The 18,268-nt window shown below is 69.9% G+C and carries 16 protein-coding genes; 10 read left to right on the plus strand and 6 right to left on the minus strand.

Annotated features, from left to right (window positions below; translation table 11 throughout):
• The first annotated feature begins 11 nt into the window (after nt 1-11).
• Complete coding sequence (locus SM757_RS24925) at nt 12-1,793, plus strand: methyl-accepting chemotaxis protein (protein WP_322467462.1); 1,782 nt, start codon at nt 12-14, stop codon at nt 1,791-1,793.
• 105 nt (nt 1,794-1,898) lie between these two features.
• On the opposite strand, the gene SM757_RS24930 is transcribed toward SM757_RS24925, so the two are convergent.
• The gene (locus tag SM757_RS24930; protein ID WP_066343055.1) at nt 1,899-2,816 is read right to left on the minus strand and encodes a LysR family transcriptional regulator; all 918 of its coding nucleotides are present in this window, start codon (nt 2,814-2,816) and stop codon (nt 1,899-1,901) included.
• Nucleotides 2,817-2,909: 93 nt separating this feature from the next.
• Between SM757_RS24930 and SM757_RS24935 the strand changes: the two genes are divergently transcribed.
• The 4 genes from SM757_RS24935 (at nt 2,910) to SM757_RS24950 (ending at nt 7,206) form a co-directional block, all read left to right on the plus strand.
• Entirely contained in the window at nt 2,910-3,989 is a 1,080-nt protein-coding gene (locus SM757_RS24935) for a dihydrodipicolinate synthase family protein (RefSeq protein WP_322467463.1), read from the plus strand.
• On the plus strand, nt 3,986-5,134 hold the full coding sequence (locus SM757_RS24940; RefSeq protein WP_322467464.1) for a mandelate racemase/muconate lactonizing enzyme family protein: 1,149 nt from the start codon (nt 3,986-3,988) through the stop codon (nt 5,132-5,134). The genes SM757_RS24935 and SM757_RS24940 overlap by 4 nt, the downstream gene beginning before the upstream one ends.
• Before the next feature lie 79 nt (nt 5,135-5,213).
• On the plus strand, nt 5,214-6,203 hold the full coding sequence (locus SM757_RS24945; RefSeq protein WP_066343051.1) for a tripartite tricarboxylate transporter substrate binding protein: 990 nt from the start codon (nt 5,214-5,216) through the stop codon (nt 6,201-6,203).
• Between the two features lie 34 nt (nt 6,204-6,237).
• Nucleotides 6,238-7,206, plus strand: coding sequence for an NAD(P)-dependent oxidoreductase (locus tag SM757_RS24950; protein WP_322467465.1), 969 nt, complete (start codon nt 6,238-6,240; stop codon nt 7,204-7,206).
• 489 nt (nt 7,207-7,695) lie between these two features.
• Here the strand turns inward: SM757_RS24950 and SM757_RS24955 are convergent, their stop codons facing one another.
• From SM757_RS24955 to SM757_RS24965, 3 genes are all read right to left on the minus strand, one after another.
• Nucleotides 7,696-9,054, minus strand: a complete 1,359-nt coding sequence (locus SM757_RS24955) for a nucleobase:cation symporter-2 family protein (protein WP_322467473.1) — start codon at nt 9,052-9,054, stop codon at nt 7,696-7,698.
• A gap of 131 nt (nt 9,055-9,185) precedes the next feature.
• Nucleotides 9,186-10,406, minus strand: coding sequence for a urate hydroxylase PuuD (locus tag SM757_RS24960; protein ID WP_322467466.1), 1,221 nt, complete (start codon nt 10,404-10,406; stop codon nt 9,186-9,188).
• Nucleotides 10,407-10,744: 338 nt separating this feature from the next.
• Entirely contained in the window at nt 10,745-11,578 is an 834-nt protein-coding gene (locus tag SM757_RS24965) for an urea transporter (RefSeq protein ID WP_322467467.1), read from the minus strand.
• 147 nt (nt 11,579-11,725) lie between these two features.
• Between SM757_RS24965 and SM757_RS24970 the strand changes: the two genes are divergently transcribed.
• A complete protein-coding gene (locus tag SM757_RS24970; RefSeq protein WP_322467468.1) occupies nt 11,726-12,466 on the plus strand; it encodes a helix-turn-helix domain-containing protein in 741 nt (246 codons plus the stop codon).
• A 31-nt stretch (nt 12,467-12,497) separates the two neighbouring features.
• Here the strand turns inward: SM757_RS24970 and SM757_RS24975 are convergent, their stop codons facing one another.
• Entirely contained in the window at nt 12,498-12,980 is a 483-nt protein-coding gene (locus SM757_RS24975) for a cupin domain-containing protein (RefSeq protein ID WP_322467469.1), read from the minus strand.
• Between the two features lie 57 nt (nt 12,981-13,037).
• Between SM757_RS24975 and SM757_RS24980 the strand changes: the two genes are divergently transcribed.
• Both SM757_RS24980 and SM757_RS24985 read left to right on the plus strand, forming a co-directional pair.
• A complete protein-coding gene (locus SM757_RS24980; protein WP_322467470.1) occupies nt 13,038-13,631 on the plus strand; it encodes a helix-turn-helix domain-containing protein in 594 nt (197 codons plus the stop codon).
• A 97-nt stretch (nt 13,632-13,728) separates the two neighbouring features.
• Nucleotides 13,729-15,183 (plus strand): diguanylate cyclase domain-containing protein, encoded by a 1,455-nt coding sequence (locus tag SM757_RS24985; RefSeq protein WP_066343120.1) that lies wholly within the window; start codon nt 13,729-13,731, stop codon nt 15,181-15,183.
• 42 nt (nt 15,184-15,225) lie between these two features.
• Here the strand turns inward: SM757_RS24985 and SM757_RS24990 are convergent, their stop codons facing one another.
• On the minus strand, nt 15,226-16,137 hold the full coding sequence (locus tag SM757_RS24990) for a LysR family transcriptional regulator (protein ID WP_322467471.1): 912 nt from the start codon (nt 16,135-16,137) through the stop codon (nt 15,226-15,228).
• Nucleotides 16,138-16,280: 143 nt separating this feature from the next.
• On the opposite strand from SM757_RS24990, the gene SM757_RS24995 reads away from it, so the two are divergent.
• Nucleotides 16,281-17,261, plus strand: coding sequence for a Bug family tripartite tricarboxylate transporter substrate binding protein (locus SM757_RS24995; RefSeq protein ID WP_066343116.1), 981 nt, complete (start codon nt 16,281-16,283; stop codon nt 17,259-17,261).
• A 25-nt stretch (nt 17,262-17,286) separates the two neighbouring features.
• On the plus strand, nt 17,287-18,264 hold the full coding sequence (locus SM757_RS25000; protein ID WP_322467472.1) for a tripartite tricarboxylate transporter substrate binding protein: 978 nt from the start codon (nt 17,287-17,289) through the stop codon (nt 18,262-18,264).
• Nucleotides 18,265-18,268 lie beyond the last annotated feature (4 nt).

An 18,268-nucleotide genomic window follows, 5' to 3' on the forward strand; every position in this document is an offset into this window, starting at 1 on the left:
ATTCACGCATCATGACGCAGCACACTCGACTGGGCACTTCAGCCCGCCTGGCTCTGGCTTTTGGTACCGTGGCCGCTATTGGCCTGAGTATTTCTGCCTATTCCTTGTCCACCATGAAAAGCCTGGATGGCAAAGTCGATGAGCTGGCCCACAACCGGTTGGTCAAAATTGCCGAGTTCAGCGAGATGCTGGACAATTTCGACGGCGTGGCGCGCTCTGCCCGCAATTATTTGATCAGCGACGACAAGAATTTTCAGGCCGGTGAGCGGGAAAAGATCAGGCATTACCGCGAAAAGAATGCGGCCCTGCTGGTCGAGTTTGACAAAGTCATCGTCATACCGCGAGGCAAGGAACTGCTGAAAACCATTGAGGACAACCGGGGGCAGTTTGTCACTGCCGTGGACAAGGCCCTCGAATTGGCCGACCAGGGCAACAAGGCCGAGGCCGGCAAGCAGTTGCTTGGGCCCGCGCGCGAGTTGCAGCACGTCATCTTCAAGGCGGTCATGGAGTCGCGCGACATGCAGCAGGACATGGCCAAGGAGCTGGCCCGCGAATCCGAAGCCACCGTGCAGACGGCCATGAGCGTCATGGGCGTGCTGGCGCTGCTCATGGCCGTGATCGGCGGCGCGGTGGCCTGGGTGACGGCCCGCGGCCTGCGCAAGGCGCTGGGTGCGGAGCCGGCGGAGCTGGCCGACATCGTGAACCGCGTGGCCGACAGCGACCTGAGCCAGCCGCTGAGCGTGCCGCCGGACGCGCCGGCCAGCGTGATGGCCGCCGTGGCGCGCATGCAATCGTCACTGTCGCAGGTGGTGGCTACCGTGCGGCAGGGCGCGGAAAGCGTGGCCTCGGCCAGCTCGCAGATCGCCCATGGCAACCAGGACCTGAGCCAGCGCACCGAGGAGCAGGCCTCGGCGCTGCAGCAGACCGCCGCCGCCATGGACGAGCTGGGCAGCACCGTGCGCCACAACGCCGACAACGCCGGCCAGGCCGACCAGCTGGCCCAGGGCGCCTCGTCCGTGGCGGTCCGGGGCGGCTCGGTCGTGCAGCAGGTGGTGAACACCATGCAAGGCATGGAGGAGAGCTCGCGCAAGATCTCCGACATCATCGGCACCATCGACGGCATCGCCTTCCAGACCAACATCCTGGCGCTCAACGCGGCCGTGGAAGCCGCGCGTGCCGGCGAGCAGGGCCGCGGCTTCGCCGTCGTGGCCGGCGAAGTGCGCACCCTGGCGCAGCGCAGCGCGCAGGCGGCCAAGGAGATCAAGGCGCTCATCACCGACAGCGTGCAGCGCGTGGGCGAGGGCTCGGCGCAGGTGGCGCAGGCCGGCCAGACCATGGAGGAGGTCGTGGGCGCGATTCGCCGCGTGACGGACCTCATGGGCGAGATCAACGCCGCCAGCGCCGAGCAGCACAAGGGCGTTTCGCAGATCGGCGAGGCGGTGTCGCAGATGGACCAGGTCACGCAGCAGAACGCGGCGCTGGTGGAGGAAAGCGCCGCCGCCGCCGAGAGCCTGCGCCTGCAGTCGCAGCGCCTGGTGGACGCGGTAGCGGTGTTCCGCCTGGGCCACCAGGGCGGCGCCGCCATGGACCCGGGCGAGCGGCCCGCACCGGCCGCGTTCGCGCCCGTGAAACCGCTGCCGCAGGCCACTGCCGCCACGCGCCGCGCCTGCGGCCAGCCCTCCAGCGTGGCGCGCACCGGCTTGCGCACCAGGCCGGCACCTGCCCAGGCACTGGCCGCCCCGCGCCAGCACGCCGTGGCCGAGGGGGGCGACGACGAATGGACCAGCTTTTGAGGGCTGAACCCCTCTGGGCCTGTTCCTGGCCGATCCCCGGCTGATGCTTGTCGATTCCCGACGGATCCCGGCCCGCGCCTGGGCGCGGGCCGCGGCGGCCAGCGTCTACCAGGCGCCTTGCTGCAACGCCTCGTCCACCAGCTCGCGCAGTTCGCGCGCCACCGCGCGCGCGGCCTCGCTGCCGGCATGGCGGGGCGCGGACACCAGTGACAGCACACGCGGAATCGAGGGCCGCACCAGGCGGGCTGCCGACATCAAGCCGCGGTGCAGCTCATCCTGCACCGCCTGGCGCGGCAGCACGGTGCACAGGCCCGCATCCAGGATCAAGGCCTTCATCACCAGCAGCGAGTCGGACTCGGCCACGACGCGCAGCTTCACCCCGGTGTGGCGCGAGGCTTGGTCGAAAGGCGCGCGCCCGTTGGGCCGCGTCGCCAGCACCAGCGGCCGCTCGGCGAGCTGGCGAAAGCTCAGCGCCTGATCCGGCGCGAACATGCCGGCCGGGCCGATCACCAGGCTCTCCAGCACGCACAGCCGCTCCTCGCCGCGGCGCACCTGACGGCCGAAGCGGTTGATCACCGCGAGGTCTATGCGCGCGTCGGCCACCTGCTCCTCCAGCGCATTGCTGAAGCCCTCCACGAACTGCAGCTGCACGCGCGGCAGCCGCTCGGCCACACGCTGGTAGAGCCGGCCCACCAGCGGTTGCGCCACCGACGGCACCACCCCCAGGCGCACCACGCCGCCGGGCTGGTTGCCGGTTTCGGCGGCTTCGGTGGTGGCGCGCAGCATCTCGTCCATCGCGGCGCGCAGCCGCGGTGCCAAGCGCGCCGCCGACGGCGTGGGCGCCACGCCCCGGCCCGTGCGCTCGAACAGCCGGCAGCCCAACTGCGCCTCCAGCGCCGCAAGGTGCCGGCTCACGACCGACTGCGCCACCTCGATGTGTGCCGCCGCGCGCGAGATGTTCCCCAGCTCCATCACAGCCAGGAAAGCTTCGATGCGGTGCAGGTTCAGCTCAGGCGTAGGCATGCTTGGGAAGCATAGCTGAAATGACACGGCATATCTTTTTGTGACGGCCGCCGCTTCCTAGACTGCGTCGCATCCCTTCACACGAGGACGACCATGACCAAGGAGACGAGGCCCGTTGCCGCACGGCGGCGCGAGCTGTTGCGGCAACTGCTGCCCGCGGGTGCGCCGCGCCTGTGGTGCCCGCTGCTGACGCACTACCGCGACGACGGCTCGCTCGACCTGGAGCGCACGGCCCGCCAGCTCGACGCGATACGCCCCCACGTCGGCGGCCTGCTGCTGGCCGGCTCCACCGGCGACGGCTGGGAGCTGGACGAGGCGCAGCGCCAGCGCCTGGTGGCCGAGATGCTGCCGCTGGCCCGCGAGCGCGGCTTCGCGGTGTTGCTGGGCGTGCTCAAGCCCACGGCGCAAGGCATGCGGCAGGCCATGGCCGCCACGGTGGCCGCGCTGTGCGCGCAGGCCGGCACCGACGACCCGACCGAGGCCTTCGCGCGCTGCGGCGTGGCGGCCCTCACGCTGTGCGCGCCGCACGGCCAGGCGCTGTCGCAGGACGAGCTGGGCAGCGCGCTCGACGAGCTGCTGGCCAGCGGCGTGCCCGTGTCGCTCTACCAGTTGCCGCAGGTCACGGGCAACCGCATCGCTGCGGCCACTTATGCCGCGCTGGTGGCGCGCCACGCCAACTTGCTGATGCTCAAGGACACCAGCGGTGAGGACACGCTGGCCCAGGCCGCGGACGACGCCGACGGCGTGCTGCTGCTGCGCGGCGCCGAGGGCGGCTATGCGCGCCACCCCAAGGCGGGCGGCGGCCGCTACGACGGCGCCTTGCTGAGCACCGCTAATGGCCTGGGCGCGGCGCTGGGCGGCGTGCTCGATGCGCTGTGCGCCGGCCGGCGCGAGCAGGCGCAGGCGCTGTCGGCCCGCATCGAGGCCGTGGTGGAGCCGGTGTTCGCCGCGGCCGCCGCGCTGCCGGTGGGCAACGCCTTCACCAACGCGAACAAGGCGCTGGATCACGTCATGGCCCATGGCGAAGCGGCGGGCATGGCCCAGCCGCCGCGCCTGCACGCCGGCACACGGCTGCCGCGCGAGTTCGTCGCCACCGCCGCCGCCGCGCTGGCCCGCCAGGGCCTGGCGCCCGCGCGTGGCTACCTGCAAAACCGAACCGGAAGCTCCGCATGAAGATCACCCGCATCACCGCCATCCCGCTGTCCTATCGCCTGCCGGAAGGGCAGACCGTCAAGGTCGGCGTGGGCGCCACCATCAAGCGCGACGCCATCGTCGTCCGCGTCGAGACCGACGAGGGGCTCACCGGCTACGGCGAGGCCCACCCGGGCCGCAGCCCCGGCGCCGTTGCCGCGCTGGTCAACGCCACGCTCAACCCCATGCTCGTGGGCATGGACGCCTGCGACGTGGTGGGCGTGTGGTCGCGCGTGCACCGCATGCAGCTCTCCAGCCACGGCCTGGGCGCCGGCGCGGCGCTGGCCCTGTCGGGCATAGACCTGGCCCTGTGGGACATCCGCGGCAAGGCCGCGGGCATGCCGCTGTACCGGCTCCTGGGCGGCAGCCGCAAGCGGATGCCGGCGTATGCCGGCGGCATTTCGCTGGGATTCCAGCCGGTGCCGCAGCTGGTGGAGGAGGCGCGCGGCCACGTCGCCGCGGGCTACCGCGCGCTCAAGCTGCGCTTGGGCGACAACCCGCGCGACGACGCCGCGCGCGTGCGCGCGGTGCGCGAGGCGCTTGGGCCGGACGTGGACATCCTCACCGACGCCAACACCGCCTGGTCGCTGGCCGACGCGCGCCGCGTGATCCCCACGCTGGCCGAGGCGCGCGTGGGCTGGCTGGAGGAACCCTTCAGTGCGCTGGATTTCGGTGCCTACCGCATCGCCGCCACGCTGGCGCCGTCGCTGCCCATTGCCGCCGGGGAGAACCACTACACGCGCTGGGACTTCGCCCGGCTGCTGGAGGACAGGGCGGTGACGCTGTGGCAGCCGGACCTCTCGAAGACCGGCGGCATCACGGAGGCGCTGCGCATCGCGGCCATGGCCTCGGCCTTCGGCATCACGGTGCACCCGCACTGCTCGGCTACCGGCATCAACCACGCGGCGACGCTGCACTTCCTGGCCGCGCTGGACAACGGCGGCTACTTCGAGGCCTGCGTCTCGCGCTTCAACCCGCTGCGCGACATGTTCGGCGTGCCCTTCGCCCTAGGCGCCGACGGCTGCGTCGAGCCGCCTGAGAAGCCGGGCATAGGCATGGACGTGGACGAAAAGGTCTTCGCCGAATTCCCCGCCATAGACGGGCCGGGCTACGTGGTCAAGTTCTGAGCCCCGGGGCGCCGGCCCCCGGTCGCCATGGCGCGGCCGCGGCGACCGGAGCCCGACTACAACGACACAGGAGACACCCATGCTCAAGCGTTCCCTGCTGCTCGCCGCCGCGAGCCTTGCTGCCCTCGCGGGCCTGGCCGGCACCGCGCCCGCGCTCGCGCAAGGCGCCGGCGCCTACCCCGCCAAGCCCATCAGGATCGTCGTGCCCTATCCGCCCGGCGGCTTCAACGACACGCTGGCGCGCACCATCAGCGTGAAGCTGCAGGCCGCCTGGGGCCAGCCCGTGGTGGTCGAGAACCGGCCCGGCGGCGCAACGGTGATAGGCCTGGACCAGGTCGCCAAGGCCGCGGCCGATGGCTACACGCTGGGCATCGTGCCCTTCTCGTTCGCGGTCAATCCCTACATCTTCGCCAAGTTGCCCTACGACTCGCAGAAGGACTTCGCGCCCATCACGCTGGCGGCAACCACCGCCAACCTGCTGGTCGTCCACCCCTCGCTGCCGGTGCACTCGGTCAAGGAGCTCATCGCGATGGCCAAGGCCAAGCCCGGCACGCTGAGCTACGCCTCCACCGGCATCGGCAGCTCCAACCACCTGTCCATGGAGAAATTCAAGCAGATGGCGGGCGTGGACATCACGCATGTGCCCTACAAGGGCAGTGGCCCGGCGGTGACGGACCTCATAGGCGGGCAGGTGCAGGTGATGTTCGACAACATCTCCAACGTGCTGCCGCACATCAAGTCCGGCAAGATGCGGGTGCTGGCGGTGACGACGCCGGCGCGCTCGCCGCTGCTGGCCGACGTGCCCACCGTCGCCGAGGCCGGCGTGCCTGGCTACGAGGTGAGCGTCTGGTTCGGCCTGGCGGCGCCGGCAGGCACGCCCAGGGCCGTGGTCGACAAGCTCAACGCCGAGATCGCCGGCGCGCTCAGGCAAGCCGACGTGAAGGCGCAGTTCGCCGCGCTGGGCGTGGAGGCGGTGGGCAGCGGCGTGGAGCCCTTTGCCGCACACATCGCGGCGCAGCGCGCGATGTGGTCCAAGGTCGTTCGCGACGCCGGAGTGACGCCGGAATGAGCGCCCCGGCGCGGCCGCTGCGAAGGGGGCGCCCATGAGCGCGCGGCCCGTGGTCCTGCTGACCGGCCCCATGGACCCGGCCGGCGAAGCCCGCATCGCCGCGGTGGCCGAGGTCCGGCTGGCCGGCGACACGTCGGCCGCGACGCTGCGCCGGCTGGTGGCGCAGGCGGACGTGCTCGTCGTCCGCTCGGCCCTGCCGGCCGACTTGCTGGAGCACGCGCTGCGCCTGCGCGGCATCGTCCGCCACGGCGTGGGCGTGGACATGATCCCGGTCGAGGCGGCCAGCGCGCGCGGCATTCCGGTGGCCAACGTGCCGGGCTCCAACCGCCACGCGGTGGCCGAGCACGTCATGGGCGCGATCCAGCTGCTGCGCCGCGGCAGCGCGCTGATGGACCAGCGCCTGCGCCGCGGCGGCTGGGAGGCGGCCCGCGCGCTGGCCGACGGCGCGCGCGAGCTGCACGGCGCGACGCTTGGGCTGGTCGGTGTGGGCGACATCGGCCGCCGCGTGGCCGAGATCGCGGCCTTCGGCTACGGCATGAAGGTGCTGGGCCACCAGCGCCGGCTGGACGCCTTGCCGCCCTTCGTCGAGGGTTGCGGGCTGGACACGCTGTGCGAGCGCTGTGATGCGCTGGTGCTGGCCTGCGCGCTGACCGAGGGCTCGCGCGGGCTCATCGATGCGCGGCGGCTGGGCCTGCTCAAGGCCGATGCGGTGCTGGTCAACGTGTCGCGCGGCGCAGTGCTGGACGAGGCGGCACTGCTGCACGCGTTGGCCACCGGCCGGCTGCACGGGGCGGCGCTGGACGTTTTCACCACGCAGCCGCTGCCCGCGGGCCATCCGCTGCTGGCGCTGCCCAACGTGCTGCTGTCGCCGCACGCTGCCGGCCTGACGGTGGAGAGCATGCGCCGCATGAGCGAGGGCACGGCGGACGCGGTGCTGTGCCTGCTGCAAGGGCGGCGGCCGCCGCATTGCGTCAATGTGGCGGCCTTGCCGCCCGTGGGCTGAGCCCGGACTCTTGGCGTCCACCAGCGTATCTACTTCGGTTGCAGGAGCGGATGGCGGCCGCTTGGAGCACGGCATCGCCGCAGGGCCATGAGCACTTCAATAACAGTTATGTGAAGTTGCTGATGCAACGAAAAAGCGTGCAGGGCCTGGCCTGCACGCCTTTTTTGCGATGCACCCTGCGGTTCCCGGCGCTTGGCGGCGCCTGTCGGCGAGTATTGCTTCGCATCGGTCCCACTGAGCTCTCTCATTCACAACATACGCGTTTGGCCCACAAACAAAAGGCTCCCGTTCCGGCCACTGCCCCCCACCGCTGAACAGCCTGATTTCCCTTTTGTCTTCTTCAACCTATCTCAGAAGCGCAAGCAAAGCGCCGTACCGATCGTGGCCTTGCGAAAACGGCGTGCCAAGGAGGGCTGACGTTGCCGGTTCAATCGCGTATGTTGTTTTGAGCTGCGCGAGGCGCCGTCCTGGCGCCTGCATTCGCCCGCCTCAATGCGCATGCGGCTCCTCGGCGCTGACCTTTTCCCAGCCGTTGTAGACGAGGTTGAGAATGACCGCGGTGACGGCCGCCAGCAGGATGCCGCTGTGCAGGATGGGCTCCAGCGCGTGGGGCATCTTGTTGAAGAAGCGCGGCGAGATTTCCGGGATCAGGCCCACGCCCAGGCTGATGGCCATGATGTAGAGGTTGTGGCGCTTGGCGCCGCGCACCTCCACGGCGTGCAGGATGCGTATGCCCGTGGCCGCCACCATGCCGAACATCACGATGCCCGCGCCGCCCAGGACGAACTGCGGCACCGAGGCGACGGTCAGCGCCAGCTTGGGCAGCATGCCCAGCGCCAGCATGATGAAGCCGCCGGCCACGCACACGTAGCGGCTCTTCACACCGGTGACGCCCACCAGGCCCACGTTCTGCGAGAAGGAGGTGTGCGGGAAGGTGTTGAGCACGCCGCCGATGAGCGTGCCCAGCCCGTCCACGCGCAGGCCGCGCGCCAGGTCCTCGCGGGTGATGGGCTTGTTCGTCAAGTCGCTCAGCGCCAGGAACATGCCCATGGACTCGATCATCACCACCACCATCACCACGCACATCGTCGCAATGGCCACGGCGTCGAACTTGGGCGCACCGAACATGAAGGGATAGACCGCGCCCACCCAGGGCGCCTCGGCGATGCCGGCAAAGCTCACCTGGCCCAGCGACAGCGCGATGAGGAAACCGACGATCAAGCCCAGCAGCACCGACACGTTGGCGAAGAAGCCGCGGACGAAGCGCGTGATCAGCACGATGGACAGCAGCACCGCCAGCGCCACGCCCAAGTAAAGCGGATCGCCGAAGTTCGGGTTGGCCGCGCCGCCGCCGGCCCAATTGGCGGCCACGCGGATGAGCGACAGGCCGATGGTCGCGATGATCACGCCCGTGACCACCGGCGGAAACAGCGGCAGCAAGCGGCTGATGAAGGGCGCGATCAGCGTGGCGAACACGCCCGAGGCCATGACCGCTCCGAAGATGCCCGGCAGGCCGAGATCGGGGTTGGCCGCCATGGCCAGCATGGGGCCGACGGCAGCGAAGGTCACGCCCATCATCACCGGCAGCCGGATGCCGAAGCGCCAGAAGCCGATGGCCTGGATCAGCGTGACGATGCCGGAGCACAGCAGGTCGGCGTTGATGAGCAGCGCGATCTGGTCCTTGGGCAGCTTCAAGGCGCCGCCGATGATCAGCGGCACCGCCACCGCGCCGGCATACATCACCAGCACGTGCTGCAAACCCAGCACGGCCAGCTTGCCCGCGGGCAGTACCTCGTCCACCGGGTGGACGGCCTTGGGATCCTCCTGTGGGTCGGTCGCGGCGGCCATGGCAGGGGCCGCTCCAAGCGTGTCAGCGTTGGACATCCGTGTCTCCTGGGGGTGGGCTGCCCGCGGCGCCTTTGGGCGGCGCCTGCATGGGAGGCAGCCCTTGTGGGTGGACTGCGAGAAGCGGCGGCCGCTTACTGGGCCTGGGCGCCGGCTTCGAACCAGCGGCCCAACAGGGCACGCTCGGCGTCGGTGATCTGCGTGGCGTTGTTCAGCGGCATGGTCTTTTGCACCACGGCCTGCTGGTAGATGCCTTGGGCGTTGACCTTGATGAGGTCGGCCGTGTGCAGCGCGACGTTTTTGTTCTGGAGCTGCGCGTTGTGGCACATGGAACAGCGCTGCTCGACGATGGCCTGCACCTGCTGGAATTTCACCGGCTCCGCAAGCTGCGCGGCGGCCATGCCGGCGGCCTCGCGCGGCGGAGGGGCCAGCCACAGCGCCATGCCGACCAGGGCCAGCGAGCCCACCACGGCGTGCTCCCACGGCGTGCGCTTGCCCAGCACGTGCGCCTTGTGGCGCGAGACGAAGCTGTGGCGGATCAACGCGCCGGCCAGCATCAGCAGCACCAGCACCAGCCAGTTGTTCTTGGCCTGATACAGCCAGCCGTAGTGGTTGGACAGCATGGCGATCAGCACCGGCAGCGTGAAGTAGGTGTTGTGCACGCTGCGCTGCTTGCCGCGCTGACCGTGCACCGGGTCCACGGGCTGCCCGGCGCGCAGTTGCGCCACCACGGTGCGCTGGCCCGGGATGATCCAGAAGAACACGTTGGCGCTCATGGACGTGGCCATCATCGCGCCCACCAGCAGGAAGGCCGCGCGGCCCGCGAACAGCTGGCAGGCCAGCCAGGCCGCGAACACCACCAGCGCGAAGACCAGCACGCCGACGATCAGGTCACCGTTCTTCCTGCGGCCCAGCGTGCGGCAGATGCCGTCGTACAGCAGCCAGAAGGCCGCGAGGAAACCCAGCGCCGCACCGATGGCCGCGCCCGCGGACCAGTCGTGCACGCTCTTGTCCACCAGGAAGGTCCCGGCGTTGAAGAGGTACAGGACCGTGAAGAGGCCGAACCCCGTGAGCCACGTCGAGTAGCTCTCCCAGTACGACCAGTGCAGGTTCTCGGGCAGCGGCAGCCACTTGGGCGCCACCATGTACTTGTTGGAGTGGTAGAAGCCGCCGCCGTGCACGGCCCACATCTCGCCGTCCACGCCCTTGTTCTTCAGGTCCGAATGCGTGGGCGCGCCGAGGCTGTTGTCCAGCATCACGAAGTAGAAGGAGGCGCCGATCCAGGCGATGGCGGTGATGACGTGGGCCCAGCGCAGCAGCAGGTTGGCCCAGTCGACCAGATAGGAGATGTCCATCTGAAAACTGCAGGGAGATGGCCGGCGCCCAGGTGTGCTCCGGCCCATCCCCTCACCACAGCGGGCTCTGTGAGGAGCGATAGTCGCAACCTGGACAACAAGCATGGCGCTTGGGCCGGGCTCCGCGGCGACTTGGACCAAAGTGTATACAAAGCGGCATGCCATCCGGCTCGCGTAAACCCGTAGAGCCCGCCCCGGGTTCCGGAATAGCGCCTATTCCTGTTCAGGCCTTGCCTGAAAAATCCCTTGCCGAATCGATGTTTTTAAAGGTGCGTCCTCAACCTGTGGTGGCGTGTTGCACCTTGTAAACGTGCCCTGTGGAGGGCTTGCTGGCGGCGTTACCGGCCGCGCCGTGCGGCCAGCAGCGCCGCCCAGGAGCACAGGATGAAAGGCGCCGTAAACGCGGGAATGCCGGCGCCCTGCGCGGCCAGGGACAAGGCCGTGGCGCCCGTTGCCGCCGCCAGGCACGCCGGCAGCGAGGCTCGCGCGCCCAGGGCCAGCGCGCACAGCACGGCATTGAAGCCGGCCAGGCCGGCCGACAAATCGCCCGCGGGCCGCTCGGCCAGCGTGCCCAGGGCCAGGCCCAGCGCCGAGGCGGCCAGCACCCGCAGCGCCAGGCGCGGCGACTCCAGCGCGATGGCCGCCACGGCGCACAGCGCCGCCGGTACGCTCTGGACGAACACCACCTGGCCCAGGCCGTGCAACAGGCCTGCGCCCAAGCCAAAGCCGTCGGCAGCGGGAGACGGCTGCGGCTGCAGGCTCCACTGCGGCGCCAGCGCCATCACGATCCACGCCGTGAGCAGGAAGGGCACCGTGTACGCCGGCACCGGCCAGCCGTGCACGCCGCGCCACAGCACGCCGGCCAGCGTGGCCGCTACCGCGGCCCAAACCAGGGCCAGGAAGGGCGGCGCGTACAGCACCTGCAACGCCATCGCCGCCAGCGCGGCGTTGTAGCCGTGCAGCCCGGCGCGCACCTCCTCGCGCGGGCGGCCCAGCAGCCAGGCCAGCGCCGCGCCCAGTGCGCTGCCCAGCAGCGCCACGCCGGCCAGCCGCGGCGAGGCCAGCAGCACGCCGGCGCCCACCAGCAGGCCGGAAGCGGCGCGCCTGAGCAGAAAAATCTGGGCCAGGCCGCGCAAGGTGATGCGCAGCGCACAGGGAAACGACGTGGACATGGCTGTTCAAACGGCTTGCCAGAGACGAAGCCAAGGCCTGCACGCGTTGAGGGCATGCCGGCCTCGGCCTGCAATTTGTGCGCAGAACTGTATACAGTTTGCCGTTTTCGCAGTACCGCCCAGGAATTCCGCGTTCCGCCCAACGCCATGCCTCACCCCTTGCCGCTTTCACGCCAGGAGCCGCCGCCCCGGGTGGCTTGTTCCGGCTGCCACCTGCGCAGCCTTTGCCTGCCGCAAGGCCTGCACGCCACGGCGGCGGCCTGGCTGGACGGGATGGTCAGCGCACAGCTCGCCGTGCCCCGCGGCCAGGCGCTGCTGCGGGCCGGCGCACCGCTGGAGTCGCTCTACGCGGTGCGCACGGGCTTCTTCAAGACCCGCGTCACGGCGCAGGACGGGCGCGAGCAGGTGGCGGGTTTTCAAATGGCGGGCGACCTGCTGGGCCTGGCCGGCATCGCCAGCGGGCGCCACACGGTGGACGCGGTGGCGCTGGAGGACTCGCAGGTCTGCGTCATCCCCTTCGGACGCCAGTTGGGCGTGGGCGCGGACGTGCAGGCGCTGCAGCAGCAGTTGCTGCGCATCATGAGCCGCCTCATCGTCCACGACCACGGCGTGATGCTGCTGCTGGGCAGCCTGGGGGTGCGCGAGCGGTTGGCCGCCTTCCTGATACGGCTGACGCAGCGGCTGCAGGCGCTGGGCTATTCGGCCTCGGCCCTGGTGCTGCGCATGACGCGCGAGGACATGGGCAGCTACCTGGGCATGAAGGAGGAGACGGTCAGCCGCGCCTTCACATGGCTGCAGGCCCAGGGGCTGCTGGAGGTGCGGCAGCGTGAGATCCGCATCCTGGACCCGCAAGGCCTGCAGCAGGTGGCGGCCGCAGGCAGCCGCTGAAGCTCACGCCGCGCCCGCCGCCGTGCCCTCATCAAGCCGGCGGCCGGAAGCGCAACTGGTGCTTCTGGCCCAGCGCCGGCACCTTGGCCAGGTCGCGCGGGAAGACGGTGATCTCGCGCGCCGCTTCGCGGAAAAAACCCTCCATGGTCGCCGGCGCGTCCAGCACCAGCACGCGCGCGGGCGTGCTGGACGCGCCCTTGAACGCGTGCAGCGTGCCGCCGGGGGCATAGATGAAATCACCCTGCGTGAAGAGCCTGGACTCGTCGCCCAACTGGAAGCGCACGTCCCCTTCGAGCACGTAATACGCCTCGTCCCAGTCGTGGTCGTGCGGGGGCGGCCCCATGTCCAGCGGCAGCGTCACTTCCATCATCGAGAAGCGCCGCCCCATGTGCGCGCCCTCGCACAGAAAGCGCACCTGCGTGCCCAGCACCGGCAGGCGCTCGCCCTCGCCGGCCTTCACCACGACCGCCTGCCGGTCCGCCACCGTTGCATTCACCAGCGTCGCTTCGTCCATGTGCGCCTCCTGCGGGAGTGATACGATGTCATGCACTATGACAAGAAGGCAGAGCGCATGTCAAGCCGTCCCACCTTGACCGAACGGCACACCGATGCCACGCAGCAGCTCATCCTGGCCTCGGCCGTGGAGCTGCTGGCGCAGGCGGACGTCAACGACGTCACCGCGCGCGCCGTGGCGCGGCACGCGGGGATTTCGGAGCGCACGGTCTTCCGCTACTTCGCCTCGCGCGACGCCTTTCTGGACGCCGTGGCCGGCGCCGCGGCGCAGGGGCTGCAACTGCCGCCACCGCCGGCCAGCGTGCAGGCGCTGCGCGAGTACCCGGCGCGGCTGTATCCCTGCTTCGAGGACAAGGCGGCGCTGGTGCAATCGGTGCTGCACACCGAGCTGTTCAAGCGGGTGCGGGAGAAGGTGATCAGCCAGCGCTGGCCAAGCCTGGATGCGCTCATCGACAGCCATGCGCCGCAGTGCAGCGCCCACGAGCGCAGGCTCGCCGCCATCCAGGTGCGCTACTACCTGAGCGCCACGACCTGGCACTACCACCGCTTCCATTTCAATTTGTCGCCCAAGGAGACGGTCGAATGCGCGCAGGCCGCGCTGCGGCTGTGCCTGGACGGCTTGAATCCCGGTGCTGGCGCGCCGATCAAATAGAAATAAGAAATAGCGAGCAATCGCGCCGGCAGTGCCCCGGGCTCAACTTCTTCACGGGAATGCCGATAACAGGGGGTTTTTTCGTTCTTCGCAAGCCATGGCGTCCACCATTCCCCAGCTCGATCGGCTTCTCGGCATCATCCAGGCGCAATCGCAGCTGTCGGATGCGGAGTTGGACCTGGATGCCTTCATGCAGCGCGTCGTGGACAGCATGCAGTCCCTCACCGGCGCGGCGGGGGCCGTCGTCGAGTTGGTCGAGGACGACGAGATGGTCTACCGCTGCGCGAGCACCTCGTTTTCGGCCCATGTGGGGCTGCGGCTGAAGCGGGAAGGCAGCCTCTCCGGCCTGAGCGTGGCCCGCCTCGAAATCCTGCACTGCGCCGACACCGAGGAAGATCCGCGGGTGGACCGCAACGCCTGCCGGCGCATCGGTGTCCGCTCCATGGTCTGCACGCCGCTGTTCTGCGCCGGCGAGGCGGTCGGGGTGTTGAAGATCCTGGCACGGGAGCCGCACGGCTTCGACGACGCCGCGGTGCAGACCTTGGAGCTGATGGCCGCCACCCTGGGCGGGGCACTGGGCCGCCAGCTGGCCTATGAGCAGCGCCTGCAGATGGCGGCCCAATTGCATATGAGCGAGGCGCGGCTGCGCGCAATGCTCCTGCACGCCAACGACGCCATCGTGTCGATGGACGACCGCGGCCTGGTGACCGAGTGGAACCCCGCCGCCGAGCGCTTGTTCGGCTGGCGCCTGGAAGAAGCGCTTGGGCAGCCGCTGTCCTCGCTCATCGTGCCGCCGGCGCTGCGCCAAGACCACGATGACGGTCTTGCCGGCTTCCTGTCCCGTGGAGGCGCGGCCATGGCGAACCGCCTTGAGCTTCCCGCAGTCCGCCGCGACGGGCAGGAGATGACCATAGAGCTCAGCTGGAGCGGTGCCCAGGTGGGCGGCACGTGGGAGTTCACCGGCTTCATGCACGACATCAGCGAGCGCAAGCGCCTGGAGGCCACGCTCAACACCATGGCGCTGCACGATGCGCTCACCGGCCTGCTCAACCGGCGCGCCTTCATGAAGGCGCTGGACCAGGTGGTGCACCATCTCCAGCGCCATGGCACGCCCGCAGCGCTGTTGTTCCTGGACCTGGATGGATTCAAGCGGCTCAACGACACGCAAGGGCACCAGGCCGGCGACCAGGCCCTGGTGGCGGTGGCGCAGGCGCTGCGCGGTGTCGTTCGCAAGAACGACATCGTGGGGCGGCTGGGCGGCGACGAGTTCGTGATCCTGGCCGATGGCATTGGCGACCTCCAACAAGCGGGCGCCATGGCGCACAAGCTGCTGCAGGAGGTCAAGGCTGCCGTGCCTTCCTCGGGGCTGTCCTGCAGCATCGGCGTCGCACTGGCCTGCCCTGCGCTCACGCCGGATCAACTGCTGCAGCAGGCCGACGACGCGATGTACCGCGCCAAGCAGCGGGGACGGGACGCCGTGGCCTTCCATGGAGAAGAACGCGCGGGCTGCGGGAGCCGAAGCCCGGTCGGCGAACCTTCTGCATTGGCCTGAGCATCGCAGCCGTGCCCTAGGCGCCGGCCCGCCACGCACGCCTCAGCCGCCGGCCAGCGCCCCGGCCGCCTGGCCCGCCAGGGCCTGGATGATCAGCTCGCGCAGCCGGCGCTGCGCCGGGTTGCGCGCGGCGCGGCGCCACGCCAGGTAGATCTCCGCCACGACGTCCTTGCGCCACAGGTCGCGGAACACGACGTTCTCGAAACGCAGGTAGCTGGCCGAGGCCGGCACGATGGCCAAGCCTGTGCCCGCCTGCACCAGGGCCATGATGGTGTGCGTCTGGCCGATGTGGTGCACGTAGTGCGGGCACACGCCCGACGCCGCGAACAGGCTTCGGATCTTGTCGTGGAAGTACTTGCCCTCCTTCTCGGAGTACATGACCAGCGGCTGCTGCTCCACATCGGCCTGCGCGATGCGGTCTTTGCGCGCCAGCGCATGGTCCAGCGGGATGGCCAGGCGCATCGGCTCGCGCACCACGCAGTGGTAGTCCAGGTCGGCCTCGGAGTGCAGCGGCCGCACCAGGGCCAGGTCCAGCGCCTCGGCGGCCAGGGCCTTCAATTGCTGCACCGACACCATCTCCTCCAGCACGATGTCCACGCCGGGCAAGGCCTCGTGCGTCAGGCGCAGCAACTGCGGGATGAGCGCATAGCCCGCCACCGCCGTGTAGCCGACGACGACGCGGCCGGCGTCGCCTTGCGCCGTGAGCCGTGCGTTGGCCGCGGCCTGGTCGGCCAGGCGCAGGATTTCCAGCGCGTCCCGGTACAGCGCCGCGCCGGCCGGGGTGGGCCGCACGCTGCGGCTGGTGCGCTCCAGCAGCCGCGTGCCCACCGACGCCTCCAGCAACTGGATCTGCCGGCTCAGCGGCGGCTGGGTCATGTGCTGGCGCGTGGCCGCCTTGCCGAAGTGAAGCTCCTCGCACACGGCGACGAAACAGCGCAGCTGAAACAGGTCCATCAATTCAATCCATGCATCGAACGATCCAAATTTGAGCTTAGACCTTTATAGGTTGGCTTCCTACACTGGTTGTACGACGACTGGAGCGGCCAAGTACCGCACCCGCGGACGTTTCAGCCCAGGTTCAAGCAGGAGACAACTTGATGACACCGCGCTTCGCGCTGCCGCTGCTCGCAGCCGCACTGACCCTTGCCGCCGCGGGAGCGGCCACCGCGCAATCCACGGCCTGGCCCACGCGGGCCGTGACCCTGGTCGTGCCCTTCCCGCCTGGAGGCGGCACCGACACGGGCGCGCGCATCGTGGCCGAACAGCTCAGCCGCCGCCTGGGCCAGCCCGTGGTGGTGGAAAACAAGGGCGGCGCCGCCGGCCAGATCGGCGCGGACCTGGTGGCCAAGGCCAAGCCGGACGGCTACACGCTGCTCATGGGCAACGTGGGCACGCAGGCGATCAACCCGGCGCTCTACAAGAAGCTGCCCTACGACGCGGACAAGGCTTTCCAGCCCATCACGCTCGTGGCCGAGCTGCCGATGGCCATGATGGTCAACCCCGGCGTGCCGGCGAAAACGGTCAAGGAGTTCATCGCCTACGCCAAGTCCAAGCCCGGGCAGCTCAGCTACAGCAGCTCCGGCGCAGGCGGCGGGCCGCACCTGGCGGCCGAGATGTTCAAGGACAGCGCGGGCACGTTCATCATCCACGTGCCCTACCGCGGCGGCGGCCCGGCCGTGTCGGATCTCATCGCCGGCCACGTGCAGCTTTCCTTCATGACGGTGTTCGAGGCCAGCGGCCACATCAAGGCCGGCAAGCTGCGCGCGCTGGCCGTCACCAGCGACAAGCGCGTGCCCGCGCTGCCGGACGTGCCCACGCTGGCCGAGGCCGGCGTGCCGGGCTTCAACAGCGTGTCCTGGATAGGCCTGCTCGCGCCGGCCGGCACACCGGCGGACGTGGCCGACAAGCTGGCCGCCGAGGTGCGCGCCGTCATGGCGCAGGACGAGGTGAAAAAGAAGTTCTCCGAGCTCGGCGCCGTCCCTGCCACCGGTACGCCCGCGGCGTTCGCCAAGCTCATTGGCGAGGACCGCAAGCGCTACGCGCAAATCATCCAGGACCGAAAGATCACGGTCGAGTAAGCGCAGCAGCACGCGGAGGTTTCCCATGTCGTACAGCACCCCTTGGCGCGGCCTGGTGGCCGCAGCGGGCGCGCTCGCCCTCGCGGCCGGCGCGCAGGCGCAGCAGGCCTTCCCCAGCAAACCCATCACCATCGTCGTCCCGGCCTCGCCGGGCGGGGCCATAGACATCGCCGCGCGGCTGATAGGCGCGCGCTTCACCGCGGTCTGGGGCCAGCCGGTGAACATCGAGAACAAGGGCGGCGCGGCCGGCATGCTGGGCTCGGACTTCGTGGCCAAGGCCGCGCCGGACGGCTACACGCTGGCGCTGGTGGCCAGCAGCCACGCCATCAACCCTAGCATGTACAAGAAGCTGCCCTTCGACACCGTGAAGAGCTTCGAGCCGGTCGTGCAGACGCACGTGGTGCCGCTGATGCTGGTGGTGAACAAGGACATCCCGGCCCGGAACGTCGGCGAGCTCGTCGGCTACCTGAAATCTCACACCGGCCAGGCCAGCTACGCCTCCAGCGGCAACGGCGGCGCGCCGCACATGTCGGCCGAGCTGTTCAAGAGCATGGCCGGGGTGGACGTGGCGCACGTGCCCTACAAGGGCAGCACGGCGGCGCATCCGGACCTGATCGCGGGCCGCACGGCCTTCATGTTCGACACGGTGGCCGCCGTGGCGCCGCAGGTGAAGGGCGACAAGCTGCGCGCGCTGGCCGTGACCACGCCCAAGCGCTCGGCGCTCTTCCCCGAGTTGCCGACCATGGCCGAGGCCGGCTTGAAAGGCTACGAGACCAGCACCTGGGGCGGGCTGCTCGCGCCGGCGGGCACGCCCAAGGATGTGATCGCCAAGCTCAACGCCGAGGCCAACAAGGCGCTGGCCGCGCCGGACGTGCGCGACAAACTGGCCGCCGCCGGCATCGAGCCCGCGGGCGGCACGCCGCAGCAGTTCAAGGATTTGATCCAGTCCGAAATGGCGCGTTGGTCACAGGTGGCCAAGACGGCGGGCATACAGGCTGAATAAATCC

It is taken from the genome of Azohydromonas lata (genome assembly GCF_034427735.1).
Taxonomy (GTDB): Bacteria; Pseudomonadota; Gammaproteobacteria; order Burkholderiales; family Burkholderiaceae_C; genus Azohydromonas; species Azohydromonas lata.